Origin of the sequence: uncultured Formosa sp., assembly GCF_947500765.1 — a bacterium.
Classification (GTDB): Bacteria; Bacteroidota; Bacteroidia; order Flavobacteriales; family Flavobacteriaceae; genus Formosa.
The window spans coordinates 1-13,748 of sequence record NZ_CANMTH010000009.1 but is presented as its reverse complement, the minus strand read 5'-3'; the positions used below and the strand labels follow the sequence as shown (position 1 = coordinate 13,748).

Annotated in this window: 11 protein-coding genes; 3 read left to right on the top strand and 8 right to left on the bottom strand. The window is 32.3% G+C overall.

The window, feature by feature from the left end; all coding sequences use genetic code 11:
* Positions 1 to 2 precede the first annotated feature (2 nt).
* The 3 genes from Q1B05_RS14650 to Q1B05_RS14640 all read right to left on the bottom strand — a co-directional run bounded on the left by Q1B05_RS14650 (position 3) and on the right by Q1B05_RS14640 (position 5,491).
* Positions 3 to 1,259 carry an OprD family outer membrane porin gene (locus tag Q1B05_RS14650; RefSeq protein WP_299781703.1) on the bottom strand — a complete coding sequence of 419 codons (1,257 nt, stop codon included), beginning with the start codon at positions 1,257 to 1,259 and terminating at the stop codon, positions 3 to 5.
* Positions 1,260 to 1,362: 103 nt separating this feature from the next.
* Positions 1,363 to 2,949, bottom strand: a complete 1,587-nt coding sequence (locus Q1B05_RS14645; RefSeq protein ID WP_299781702.1) for an arylsulfatase — start codon at positions 2,947 to 2,949, stop codon at positions 1,363 to 1,365.
* Positions 2,950 to 3,109: 160 nt separating this feature from the next.
* On the bottom strand, positions 3,110 to 5,491 hold the full coding sequence (locus Q1B05_RS14640) for an arylsulfatase (RefSeq protein ID WP_299781701.1): 2,382 nt from the start codon (positions 5,489 to 5,491) through the stop codon (positions 3,110 to 3,112).
* Positions 5,492 to 6,235: 744 nt separating this feature from the next.
* Between Q1B05_RS14640 and Q1B05_RS14635 the strand changes: the two genes are divergently transcribed.
* Positions 6,236 to 6,616, top strand: coding sequence for a transcriptional repressor (locus Q1B05_RS14635; RefSeq protein ID WP_299781700.1), 381 nt, complete (start codon positions 6,236 to 6,238; stop codon positions 6,614 to 6,616).
* 126 nt (positions 6,617 to 6,742) lie between these two features.
* Here Q1B05_RS14635 and Q1B05_RS14630 read toward each other — a convergent pair whose 3' ends face one another.
* The 3 genes from Q1B05_RS14630 to Q1B05_RS14620 all read right to left on the bottom strand — a co-directional run bounded on the left by Q1B05_RS14630 (position 6,743) and on the right by Q1B05_RS14620 (position 9,362).
* Positions 6,743 to 7,918 (bottom strand): dicarboxylate/amino acid:cation symporter, encoded by a 1,176-nt coding sequence (locus Q1B05_RS14630; protein WP_299781699.1) that lies wholly within the window; start codon positions 7,916 to 7,918, stop codon positions 6,743 to 6,745.
* A gap of 503 nt (positions 7,919 to 8,421) precedes the next feature.
* Positions 8,422 to 8,688 (bottom strand): transposase, encoded by a 267-nt coding sequence (locus Q1B05_RS14625; RefSeq protein WP_299781698.1) that lies wholly within the window; start codon positions 8,686 to 8,688, stop codon positions 8,422 to 8,424.
* A 197-nt stretch (positions 8,689 to 8,885) separates the two neighbouring features.
* Positions 8,886 to 9,362, bottom strand: a complete 477-nt coding sequence (locus tag Q1B05_RS14620; RefSeq protein ID WP_299781697.1) for a hypothetical protein — start codon at positions 9,360 to 9,362, stop codon at positions 8,886 to 8,888.
* A 314-nt stretch (positions 9,363 to 9,676) separates the two neighbouring features.
* Between Q1B05_RS14620 and Q1B05_RS14615 the strand changes: the two genes are divergently transcribed.
* Together Q1B05_RS14615 and Q1B05_RS14610 are read left to right on the top strand one after the other, a co-directional pair.
* Positions 9,677 to 9,931, top strand: coding sequence for a transposase (locus tag Q1B05_RS14615; RefSeq protein WP_366944397.1), 255 nt, complete (start codon positions 9,677 to 9,679; stop codon positions 9,929 to 9,931).
* Positions 9,932 to 10,087: 156 nt separating this feature from the next.
* Positions 10,088 to 10,627, top strand: coding sequence for a porin family protein (locus tag Q1B05_RS14610; RefSeq protein ID WP_299781696.1), 540 nt, complete (start codon positions 10,088 to 10,090; stop codon positions 10,625 to 10,627).
* Between the two features lie 515 nt (positions 10,628 to 11,142).
* Here the strand turns inward: Q1B05_RS14610 and Q1B05_RS14605 are convergent.
* Entirely contained in the window at positions 11,143 to 11,775 is a 633-nt protein-coding gene (locus tag Q1B05_RS14605; RefSeq protein WP_299781695.1) for a transposase, read from the bottom strand.
* Between the two features lie 217 nt (positions 11,776 to 11,992).
* Positions 11,993 to 13,663 carry a BACON domain-containing protein gene (locus tag Q1B05_RS14600; RefSeq protein ID WP_299781694.1) on the bottom strand — a complete coding sequence of 557 codons (1,671 nt, stop codon included), beginning with the start codon at positions 13,661 to 13,663 and terminating at the stop codon, positions 11,993 to 11,995.
* Positions 13,664 to 13,748 lie beyond the last annotated feature (85 nt).

Below are 13,748 nucleotides of genomic sequence, written 5' to 3'. Positions count from 1 at the left end.
GGTTAAAATTTATTTGACCAGTTATAATTTAAAATCACTCTAAAATCTACGATGTTCCTATTGTTTAAATTAAGATTATGCGTTGCATTTTGATGTACAAACGCACTACGTAGCTTTAAGTTAAAATCCTTTAAAAAAGTATAGTCAATTGTCAGGTTATATTCTTGCAGATTAGGCGATGCTATACTACCAGTATTGGGTGTAAAACCAAACCCTATGTTTGGATATAATTTTAATTCTTTAGATAATTCTACGATTACACCCAGTTTAACAGACTGTTCTTTTGGGCGATTAAAAAAATTAAATATCATCATATTATAATAAGGCATGATGCTCCATATTTCTTGTGCTTTATTTTTGCTTAACACATTAGTATAACCAATAAAGCTTTTTATGCCATAAATACTGAAGTCTAATTTTATTCCAATCATATTAAAATTAAAATGACCACCAATACCGTCTCCAATATCATTTTCATGCATATATTGAAATCCCAATTTCATTGGATTATTACTCAAAGTAAATTCTCTGTAATATTCAGTATATATTCCTTGATAATAATTTTTTGCATTTAGATAATAAAGCCCAAAAGCCATTTTATCAGTTTTGTATCGATTTGCACTTCCCCAAACTAATTCGTTTTTATCAAAACCTGCAAACTCATATAAATCAGCGAATCTATCGCTGTTAATCCATTTTATTTGATCAAAAACACCGAAACTAACATAGCTATCTTCTTTAAATAAGTAATTGATATCTATGCCACGATGCGTAGCTGGTAGCATACGTACATCAGACGTATTTAATAATGGATTATTCATTTCTCTAGCACCTATATTCAAGAGAAATTTATTTTTTTTGAATTGTAATGCATATTCCTGTAACACAGCAAATCCTTCTTGACCTTGTTTTAAAAGCATAGTCCCATCTCTGTCTAACTGCCCATATATTTTTTGCGAAGTAGCCAAAGTAACACGTCCGGTAATGTGCTCAGAAAATAGCGATGGATTCCAGTGTAAACTTCCCCCTAAAGCCAAAGCTTCTTTTTTGTTTATTGATAAGTCCTGAAACAGATAATAAGACCTCAATTTAGCTTTAAATGGTATTCTTATCCCTTTAACATTTGCTGCATCAATGGGATTATTATATATAGAATCTTTAAAAACAAAATAATCAGGACCGGACTGAGCAATCACCTTTATTTGCGAGGAAATAAAGAAAATAGTAATTAATAATATTAACTTTTTATATTTTATCAATTTTATTTGTAATGGTTTGAATGTGAGTGTTTTTGTGTATGAAAACAACGCGTTTGATTAAATTTTAAAGAAAGCATTTTTATAGATGGTGTTGTGTGTTTTTTTAGAGTCCAATTTGTTTAGGAGGATACTTTTTAAAAGTTGCAGCATGCACTTTTAATTGTGATCCTAAAGTTGCTAGCCAAGCTGTTCTGCGGTGACCAACAGGCATATTTTCTTTCGGATCAATGTATAAATTAAAGGTCCATGGCGCTAACCCAACATCTTCAATTGTAGCATAATCTATCCACATATGAGGCGCTTGTGCTTTTATAACTTTTATATGTTGTTTATATTCTCTTATCCTTATCGCCATTAACTCTTTGCCCCACCAGAAATATACAGATTCTCGATTACTCTCCCCTTCGTCATTAAACAAGAAGCTAGATTGGTCTATATAATCAAAGTATTTATCATTGGGTAATTTATCGGCCGATACACCAGCCAGTCTTAAACTTGTTCCAAATAAATCCATTAAATCAAAAACTCCATCACTTTGACGTCCTGCGGATATCATACCTTTCCAATACGCAATCCCAGGAACACGTACACCGCCTTCAAAAGTAGTACCTTTTGCACCTCTAAAAGGTGTGTATCCAGCATCTGGCCATGCATCCATTTGTGGACCATTATCAGACGTAATAAAAATAAAAGTATTTTCTAATACACCTGCAGCTTCTAAGGCTTTTACAATGTTTCCAATATGCATGTCTACTTCAACAACCCCATTTTTATATTGATATTTTGCCTTACTTAATCCTGGGTAATTTGGGTTGTCTTGATTGTCTGCATGCACTTTTAAAAAGGCATGTTCTAAGAAAAACGGTTTGTCTGATTTTGCTAACTCTTCGATTTTTTCCACAGTAAAATCTGTTAAAACCTGATCAACACTTCCGATATCATCTAACGATTTTACCTCACTAATTTCTTCGGTGCTTCCATTCTTATACCCATGAATTAAATGCGGATTGGTTCTTATTTCGTTAAAGGTGATCATATAGTCTTCATTCATCGTTAAATCTGGATAACGATGCGTATCTACACCCTGAGATATTTCTTTTGGAGCAGAATAATAACCATAAAATTCATCAAAGCCAATGTCGTGAGGGCGCATGCCTTTTATTTCTCCAACATGCCATTTACCTGTTAACAAGGTATTATACCCTGCATTACCTAAAAGTTTAGGCAAACTCACTTCATCTTCCCAAGGATTGGCCGTTATTTTATCTCCCGATAATATAGGACGTGTTAGTCCTGAACGCACAGGTAAACGTCCCGTTAAAATAGCAGCCCGCGTGGGTGTACATGTTTGTTGAGAATAGGTTGATGTTAACCTTAAGCCTTCCGTTGCAATTTTATCCATGTTTGGAGTAGCAGCACCTATAGCAGCGCCTCCACCATAACATCCTGGGTCGCCATAGCCCATATCGTCAATAACAATCCAAACAATGTTTGGTTTTTTACCCATTTTTTTTTCAAGATCTAAAAGTTTTTTTGCTACCGCTTTTTCTTGATCTGGATGAGGTATTGCAGGTTCAAAATTTTCAGATGTTTTTACAGCCCTATTAAAGGCTTGTGCATAAATTTCTGGATTATTCCATAAAAAAAATGAAATAAAAAGAATGACTGAGGGAAGTGTTTTTTTTATCATATATATAATTATCAGTGTTTTTTTATTTTATTTAAACTGACAAAGGCAAAGACTACACTAAGCCTTAACATTTGGGATTTCTATGTCATTAGTGTTAACCAATATTTGGTTGTATTTGTTGAACATATTAAAGTTATATTTAGCCTGTTTTTATATGCATTTAAAGTAATTTAATGTTTACTGAATTGATTTTTCCGTTGTATTTAAAAGGCGCTTTTTCCAAATAATCGAATGAAACGGGAGATCCCAAATCAATCCCGATATCTAAAGTTTCACTTGCAGAAAAAGCAACAGGTACCGTGCCTAATGTTTCCATATTAGCTACTTGTTTACCATCTACAGTAATCGTTATGGTTGCAGGGGCTCCAGGTTTATTGTCTTTTATAACAGTAGTAATTTCGAATTGATGTTCGCCTGGACTGATTTTGTTCTTACTACTCATTTTAAACTGATGTATAATCATCATGTTGTATTCAAACTTTAAGTATCCATCATCCATAAAACAAGTTAAACCGCCACCAATACCACCTAAAGCATAGAGTACGCCGTTTTGATTTTTATTTACTTCAAGATTAATAACGACAGTATTGCTTTTTTTACCTAATCCAGGGGCTGCAAATTCAGGCATACGCGTGGTGTTTTGATTAAAAGCCCATTCGGTATAGGGAGATGTAATTACATCTTCAGGGTGAAGTCTCAACCAAATACCAGCACCAATAGGGAAGTCCTTGTTGTTTTTAGCTTCCTTTAAGAACAACGCCTTCATTTCCGCTAATTTCTCTGGATATTTTGCAGATACATCATGTGCTTGTGAAAAGTCATTACTCAAGTTATATAGCTGCCAAACATCTTTATCAGAATCCCAATCGGCTAAACCTTTCTGAGCAGGGATCCATGGGTATAGCGGTCCAAATGTACTGGCAAACCATCCGTTATGATATACGCCGCGACTCCCATTGTTATCAAAAAATTGTGTTTCCTTTAAATTTTCAGCATTTGCATTGGTAAATGTAGCAGCAAAACTTTTTCCATCGATTGGATCTTGAGGGAACCCATTGACAACTTTAGGATAAGGGATATTTAAAACGTTATAAATAGTAGGAACGATATCATTAACATGCAGAAACTGATTTCTAATGGCTTTGTCGGGTGTAATGCCTTTAGGCCATGATATTACCATAGGGGTTCTGGTGCCACCAAAGTGTGCCGCAACTAATTTTGTACTTTTAAAAGGTGTGCTACCTGCCCAAGCCCACCCGGAGTGATACATGTTTTCTACTTTATTAGTCCCTAAAACATCTAAACCTCCTATTTCATCTAAAGCAGCAATTTGTTGTTCTATCGTATTCGGAATTTGATTTTGAGCTAACAATTCACTAATACTTCCATTTTGTCCTTCGGCACTAGAGCCGTTATCTCCAAAAATGTAGATTACAATGGTATTGTCTTTGTATCCCAATTTGTCCATTCCGTTAATCAGTTTTCCAACTTGATAATCTGTATGTTCAACAAAACCTGCAAAGACCTCCATTAATCGTAATTGAAAAGCTTTTTCATTTTCAGGAATAGCTTTCCATGCCACCATTGTAGTATCTCTTTCTGTTAATTCTGTTCCTTCCGGAATTATGCCCATAGCTAACTGACGCTTAAAGACTCTTGTTCTGTAAGCATCCCATCCGTCATCAAATTTACCTTTGTATTTCTCAGACCATTCTTTAAAAACATGATGTGGACCATGAGCAGCTCCTGGGGCCCAATACATAAAAAACGGACGATCTGGAGCATAGGCCTTATGTTGGCTTAACCATTCCAATCCTTTATTAGCCATATCTTCTGTAAGGTGATATTTAGGATCGTGCGGCGGTTCTATAGTATTATAATTTTCAAATAAACGCGGTTCATATTGGGATGTTTCGCCAGCAAGAAAACCATAGAAATACTCAAATCCATACCCATTAGGCCAAAAGTCTTTAGGCCCCATTGCAGTAGTTTGGTTAGCGGGTGAATTATGCCATTTACCAAAGGCAGAGGTGTTGTATCCATAATTTTTTAAAACTTCGGCTAATGTGGCTGAGGTTTTCGGGATAACACCTGTATACCCATCAAAGTTTACAGCTCTTTCTGCAATAGTACCAGAAGATACTCTTGTATGGTTTCTACCTGTAAGTAATGATGCTCTAGTTGGAGAACAAATAGAAGTGGTATGAAATTGATTATAGATAATTCCTTCTTCAGCCAATTTAGTGAGAGTAGGTGTTGCTACCTCTCCTCCAAATGTTTCTGAAACACCAAAACCTACATCATCTATTAAAATAATTAGGATATTAGGGGCTTCATTGGGTAAACGATTATTTTCAGGCCAAGGAGCCAATTTACTATCGGCTAAAGTTTGCTCTGTTTGGCTAACCGATTCTAATGTGGGAAATGGAAGAATACTCCCATCTTGATTGTTTTCAGATTTGGTATTTTGTTTGGGTTGGCTACATCCTGATAGCAAAATTCCAACCCCTAAAATACATACTAGGTATTTTTTTAATTCCATGTCAATTTTATTAGTTTGTTATTATTCGCTTTTAATAGTGCATAACACAAAAGCTAATTTCTCGTATGGCATACAACCGTAGTAGATATATGAAAAGTAGCGTTTAATTAAGCAACTGCTTTTTTGGTTTTAACATCTTCTATAAAGAAACAAAAAAATAATGTAAAATAATAACAGTTAGGGTTTTAAGTGGTGCTGTAATATTCTCGATTTCTCCATCTGAATTTTTTAAGACGACAATATTTTCTAATTACTTATCAATCGGTTTATTGTTTTTAGTCTCAACTTTATATTTTGAGTATGAACTATCCTTTTCGATTATAATCACTTTGTCAGTAGATTTGAAAAAACGGTAAAGAAACTACATCTCCAATTCTATTCATTTTTCTAATATAGGATTTGATATCCTCATCTGTATTTAACCTTGGATATTCATTTTGAATTTCTCCTTGTTTTAGAGCGTCAAGGTTTTTGAATTCAGGATTTTCTGAAACTAAATTTTCGTAAGGGTCAAAAAATATAACTTTAAGTTCATAATTCTCAAACTCAAGTTTTTCAATTGTTTTAGATTTCTACGCAAATGAAGTATTTAGTCCGAATATTAAGAAGGCAAAGTCCACTTGCAGGCGTCCCTAACTCGTCTGATTTTTGTTTTGTGAATATTATATATTTATTAATACAACTGAGTTGTAAACATAAATAAAAAACTTGTTACTACAACTAAGTTGCGTTATATTTGTATTTATGGGTGTAATAAGAAAAACAAAATCTGTAGAAGCTTTGCTTCATGAGTTTAATACGAGTGATGAGGCCATTTCTGCAAAGCAATTAATTGAACAACTAGATTCTAAGTTTAATAAAACAACCATTTATAGAGTGTTAGACAAACTGGAGGAAGATGGTGTGTTACATTCATTTCTAGGAAAGGAAGGGCTCAAATGGTATGCAAAATGTAATGGGTGTTCGGCTTCTAAACACAAAGATGTGCATCCTCACTTTCAATGTTTAAAGTGTGGAAGAGTAGATTGTTTACCTTTTAGTATGGCTATCCCTGAAATACCAAATAGAAAAGTAGAAGTCTCGCAAGTATTGATACAAGGATTATGCGAAAAATGTTGTGTTTAAAGCATGAAGTAATAGAATTTAACTGGACGAATCAATCTTTATGATTTCCAGTTTAAAAAGTAAACGTAACACCTAACAAGAAGGCACTAACAAACCACTAAGCATTTCTGCTATTTAAAAAATATACTAAGCGACTACTTTATCCTTAGTTATCCGATCTACAACCAAAGAAATAGCACCATCTCCAGTAACATTACAAGCCGTACCAAAACTATCCATGGCTATGTATAATGCGATCATCAATCCGATCATCTCATCGGTAAACCCTAACATAGATTGTAAGATTCCTACAGCCGCCATAATCGCTCCTCCTGGAACACCTGGTGCCGCTACCATGGCAATGCCAAGCATAAAAATAAAGCCCGCGAATAGTGTAAAACTAAATGGCATACCTTCTAAAATCATTAATGCCATAGCACAAGCAGTAATTTTCATAACACTTCCCGATAAGTGAATGGTAGCACATAAAGGCACTACAAATCCAGCAACCTTTTCTGAAACACCATTTTTTAAACATTGTTCTAAAGTTACAGGTATTGTTGCTGCCGATGACTGCGTACCAAGTGCTGTAAAATACGCAGGCATCATAGTAATTAATAACTTAAAAGGATTCTTTTTTGTAAGCATACCTGCAATGATGTATTGCAACACTAACAAAAAGATATGTAAGACAAAAATAACGCCTATTATACTTATAAAAACAGATAGTATAGAAAATACTTTCCCGCTAAACGCCATACTTGCAAATATGCCTAAAATAAAGAGAGGTAAAAGCGGTATAATAACATGTTCTATGACTTGCATGATGATGGTTTCAAAGTCTTTAACTACAGATTTTAGAGTAGAATTTTCCTGATAGGACAGCCCTAAACCAATGACAAATGCTAAGATTAAAGACGTCATTACATCCATAAGAGGTGGTATTGAAATACTAAAATAAGGTAATAATTCCAGGCCAGAATCTACAATTTGAGATGCCTCGTTAACATGCGATTCTAATAAGTTTGGAAAGATACTGGATGCTGTAAAATAGGTCATGAACCCTGAAAACAAAGTAGAACCATATGCAATTGCCGCGGTTAAAACTAATAATTTTCCAGCCCCTTTACCCAAGTCGGATATGGCAGGCATGATTAATCCGATTATAATTAATGGAATGGAGAAACTTAAAAACTGTCCGAAAAACGCATTAAATGTGGTGAAAATTCGGTTAACTGATTCCGGTAAATAAAGTCCGAAAACAACCCCTAAAACCATGGCTAAAAAAACTTTAAATAGTAAATTCGAAAATAAACGTTTCATATTCTATGTTAATTTACAGCGGACTTTAATCGTATAATAGCCGTCACTTTTAAGTTTGCAAATATACGGGCATTGAAAAGAATTTACATAGGAAAATCGGCTTTAGTATCATTCACTGAAATGCTATTTCTCATTTGAAATATATGGATGCAAAAAAATGGTACCAAAAGCAAAATAATTTCTTCGAATTTTTATATTTAAAATCAGCAAACTATTGTCCTAAATAGTAGCCAAATTGTGGGGCACAAAATAATAGAAATGACTGAACCAGTTTAAACTAAAACTGATTTTTATTTTATAAAACAGTCCGCTTCAAAGTTCTTCGCTCAATACTTAATTTACTTTAAATTCTAAATAGTAAGAATGCGAGATAATTAGTAAAATTCACTAATTTAATCAGAAAATCACTATAGTTTACATTTGTCGAATTTTATAAAAAAACGTCTTTCATAAGGAATATTCATTGTGATTTTCAGAATTCCGCAAATAGTTTTTTTAGTTGCTCAACTTCTTTTTGTAATGTCTTGATTCTTGTAATTTAGCTTTGCTGAACCACTTCGATAGGATTCGTCTTTCGTTTCCACTTTTACTCTGGTGTTCATTAAGTCTTTACGTTCGTACTTTTTAATCCACTCATTAACCGTTGTAGGAGCGATTGAGTAGAGTTTACATAGATTACTCTTGGTGTATTTGCCTGTTGTAAGTTCGGCTAAAATTTTCAATTTAAAAGGTTCACTGTACCTTCTAATTACTTTGTCATTTTTGTACATAAGATTTAAAATTATGTAGCCTTTATTCAGGGTAAGACAAGCTTGTTGCCAACGTTTATGTATAAGGAAAGTTGCGTGTTTGTGTGCGAGGATTTTCTGAAGGAAAATCAGACGCAACAAAAGTGCACGGACTCTTGATTAAGTACTAAACTAAGCATTATTTTTTACACGGTGTTAGCAAAAGTATTTTAGTCAGTTTATAATTTTAGATTGACTTTTTTATTAAATTTATTATTCAGCATTTCAAGTTCAGTATTCCAATATTCAATATTTTGTTCTTTCGTATAGATTGGCGGATGACAAAGACTTCTAGTTGGACCACATTGACTATAATTTAGGATTTTTTCATCATTTTCATCTTGTTCGTAATGACCATAAAAAATCCATTCTCCTGTTCTTTGCTTTTTAGGCCAACCAGAACAAGAAGTAAGATAAAATCCTTTTATGATTTCATTTTTTTTCAATTTGCCCTTGAAAACTTCTAAAACTTTGAACTCATAATAGTCTTTATTAACTGAAACTAGTTCAGCAATAAAAATTACATCATTGAATTCCATACTCTCTTTTACATCCTCTTTATTCCATTCAGCCCAAATCAGTTTATTGCATTCACAAGCGAAAGATTCAGATGAAAGTCCAATTATCATTAAAAATACTAGGATTGTTGTTTTCATATTTTTGCTAACGTGTTTTTTTAGTTTGTAATAAATATCTTTAGATAGAAAAAGAGGAGAACTATAACGTGTTTTAGAATTACAGATCCATGACACGTATATGGTTTGTTACGTGATTAAACAACTAAGTTAGCAAATAATAACCGAATAGAAAATCTGCGAGGATTTTTGTAAATAGGCTAGAAGCAAGCAATAAATTATATACGGTGTTAACCACTTTTATTTATGATAGAGAATACTGTGTAAATTTAATATAATTTAACACTTTTAAAGAGTTCGGTTATCAGGGGAAGCTTACGCATATCTAAAAGGAAATAAAAACCTTAGAAGATAAATTCATTATATTAGTAAAGGAAGTCCATCAAGATGTTTTAATATGGTTAAAAAGTATACCAAGTATTGAAAATAAAAGAGTGCTGATGCTTGTGGTACTTACCGATAGTTTTGAGTGTTTTACAAGCGATAATGAACTTTGCAATTACGCTGGATTAACTCTAGTAATTAGGCAGAGTGGGAGTAGTGTAAATGGAGGTAATAGGATAAGTAAGATAAGAAATCAAAAATTCTAATTTTTTATACTAAAGCTTGATTTTCTGTTAAATAGAAGTTAATAAAGGTAGAAATAAAAGTTAATTAAGATAAAAATAAAAGTTAAATAAGGTTTGATAAAGATAGCTTTCTAATTTAACAACTAGTTTTGAGTTATAACATAAAAACAATCCCATATGAAAAAATTATTACTTACAAGTCTTATTTTAGTTTTAGCAATATCAGGTTTGAGTGCCCAAACCGAATTTGGAGTTAAATCAGGATATTTTAAATCTCTTAGAGAAACAAATACAACATTTGAAGGAGATGGATTAAAAAACAACAAAAATAATAACGATGGTTTCTACATAGGTGGATTCGTAGAGTTTCCAATTTCTGAAAGATTTAATATTCAGCCTGAAGTTACTTATGTGAACATTAAAAATGATTTTGACCAACTTCAAATTCCTGTTTTAGCTAAGTATGAAGTCGGAAAAAAGTTTAATGTATTGGCTGGTCCAAATTTTGGGTTTTTATTAGACACTAATGAAAATTTCAATTCTTTTTATTTTGGTCTTTCTTTAGGTGTATCTTACGATATTACAGATAGGCTTTCCGTTGATGCAAGGTACAATTTCGCATTGTCAAATTCTCTTAAAGATAATTTTAATTCTTCGTCTGATTTATACGCTGAATTTAATGGATTCCAGTTAGGTCTAGCTTATAGATTTGACTAAAAACAGTTACTTTATTTAGAGAAGAAGGAATTAATAAATTATCATCATTAGACAATTTGATTTTTAAAATTTACTATACAAGTCAAACTCCAAAATCTGTTGTCTATTTTTTCCTTTTTCTCTAATTATGAAAGCTAAAAATTTCCAACCTTCTTCATTGTCTTGATTTGAACTCAATTTAATTAGGTTATTGTTGGGCTAAATTCGAAAACGCTAATTAAATCCATTAATAATAATATTTTTTTTAATTTTCATTGGTTGCTCTCAAATGTACCACAACGGCAGTCTGTCTAATAACCGACTGCAATTTTATATGTTTCTACTAAAATACATTTTTTTGTATTAGCTGTATACTAAGATTTTATTTTCTGAATTTTCTTTGTATACTACTTTAAACCCCATTAGAATAGATACAATGAACCTAATAAAGGACTTGTAATCTTTAAAAGCACACGTATTAGCTTTTCTAATGATATTCCAAATTCTTGTTAAATTATAAGCAATAAACATAAAGCCTACATCAGCACTAGCGCGTCATATTCATTTCTGCGACCTTGATGTTTATCAATATTCTTCTTGATTTCTTCTTTCTCATTTTTACTATCACTCTGTTCAAGGGCTTTATTGTACTGCTCTAGTTTGTTGTCTATGTAATCTAAGTGACGTTGTATTTTCTTCTGATTGAAATTGTTCTTTTTACTATTCTGCGCTCTAAACTTAGTACTATCACCTGCAATAAGTGTAGCACCGATAAGCCCAAAATTGCGTGCAATTTGTACGGTAGCAAAAAACACTTTTTTAATAGCCTTTCCATTATCTTTTCTGAAGTTACTAATGGTGTTATGATCTGGAGCTAGCGATTCAAGCAACCACATCACTTCAATGTTACGCCTGCATTCTTTTTCTAATTGTCGAGAAGACCGAATACGGTTCATGTATCCGTATATGTAAAGTTTGAGAAGGACAGATGGATTATAAGCAGGAGGGCCGTTTTCTATAAAGTTTGAACGGAATCCGAGTTCTGCGAGGTTAAGTGAATTTACAAATTGATCTATAGACCTTACGCTGTTCTCAGATTCTATAGAATCTTCAAGAGAAACAGGAAAAAGGCAGGTCTGTTTTCGGTCTTTTCCAAGTATGAATTTCATAACTAAAAGATACAAAAACTACCTGAAAATTACTTTATAACTGTTTCTAAATAGCACTAAAAACTTAAATAGTTATTAGACAGTCTGACGGTCTTGTGTATGATTAGTGGCGTGTTTAAGCACCTAATTTAGCAAATACAAACCGAATGGAAAATCCGCGAGGATTTTCGTAAGTAGGCTAGAACTAGCAATAAATTATATACGGTGTTAGCAAAAGTTATTTGAACATTTCTGTATTATATATAACTATTTGAGATCGAGAAGTAGTATTATCAACTCTGTCAGAATATGTTAATATATAATTATCGTTTGGCGTTGTAATAAGTCCTCGACCATGAGACCAATTGAATAGATTATTCATTGGGTAATCTAAAACTGTATTTTGATTGTCATAATCTAATAATTTTAAATGAACATCTGTATTACTGCTTAAAGCGTAAACATGATTTGGAAGATTTGTATCATAACAAAAATCTCCTAAAAATGATTGATCATAAGATTGTAGACTTAAATATGATAAATTAGGAGTAATTATCTGCTGGTTATATAAACCGCTTACATAAATCTTATCATTTAATCTATTCTGAGTAATTCCAGCAGCATCAGCACCACTTGGATATAAACTATTCATATTTATTTCTCCGAAAGTTTCACTACCATCAAATATTTTAATAATTGGAGATCTGTCCTCTAAAACATATAATTTAGATTTATCATTGTTTAGAATATAAGTTTGTAAGTCAGTATAATAATTGGGATGTGAACTATTTGGCTCAGTTAATATGTCATTGTTTGAGCTATCAATATACCTCCATCTAATTCTAGATATACCTTTTCCTTGCAAAGAAACAATTCCCTTTCCTTCAATATTGAATCCTATATATACTGGACTTGAATGTGGATTTTGAGGATGGTCAGAATCAATAAGAGGAATTTGTATATGCTTAATTAACGAACCAGTTTTAGAATAAACATCAACTTCTTCTCCTTCATAATCTGGAACGTATATTAAATTATTATAAGGATTTATAAAAAAACTTCCTCCAACATAATCCGAGTTTGATTGATTAATGTCAATTTCAAACCTTAACTCTTCTTCGTACTCTCCATCATTTTCTTTAAATTTAAAGATATAACTAGGCTCACCAGATTCCCATACTTTTAATGATAATACCCAAAGATTATTATCATCATCTAAAATCATTTTTTTAATAGCCCCAGGGACAATAATTTTTTTTGAATAGAAGTTTAAATCGACTATTTGTTCTAAAGTGTTATTATCACTGTCCGAAACTGAAAACTTATACTTATGCTGGCTGCCTAAATTTGAAGGCCCAACAGTAAATTTAACTCCATGATTATTGTCAAAATATTCAACATCATTTGGACCAGCAAAAAAGGAATATCTACCTTCACCACTAGATATTGAGTTAACACTAATGGGTTTATTAAACAGCAAATATTTTTTCTCATTCATTTTTATTGGTGATTCACTTCCACTAAATGAGACAAGATTTAAAGGGAAACTCTGTTGAGAAATATTTAAAGTGTAGGTGTTTTGTAATGATTTAAATTTAACATCGCTAATTCTAGAATTTGGGCTTGTATTCTCTGATAAAGTTATTTTTAACTCAATGTCTTGACTTCCATTTTCAGGAGTAACTACAACCCAATCTGGTTTAGATAGTAATTCCCAATTAGTATTGGTTGAAATGTTAATTGTAAACTCGGTTTCTGAAGACGACGAATTAATTTGTGTTTGACTTAAGTTGAAATAATAGTTTGTTTCCTCTTCTTCAGAATTATTACTTGAATCAATTTCATCAATATCTTTCGAACAAGAAAGTAAAGATATTAATGCCAATAAATATGTAATCGTTTTTTTCATAATGTCTTGTCCTGAAATATGGCTACAGTTTAAAATTGAATTAAGCTGATAATTTATATACCATATTCGGTGTTTTATAATCTAA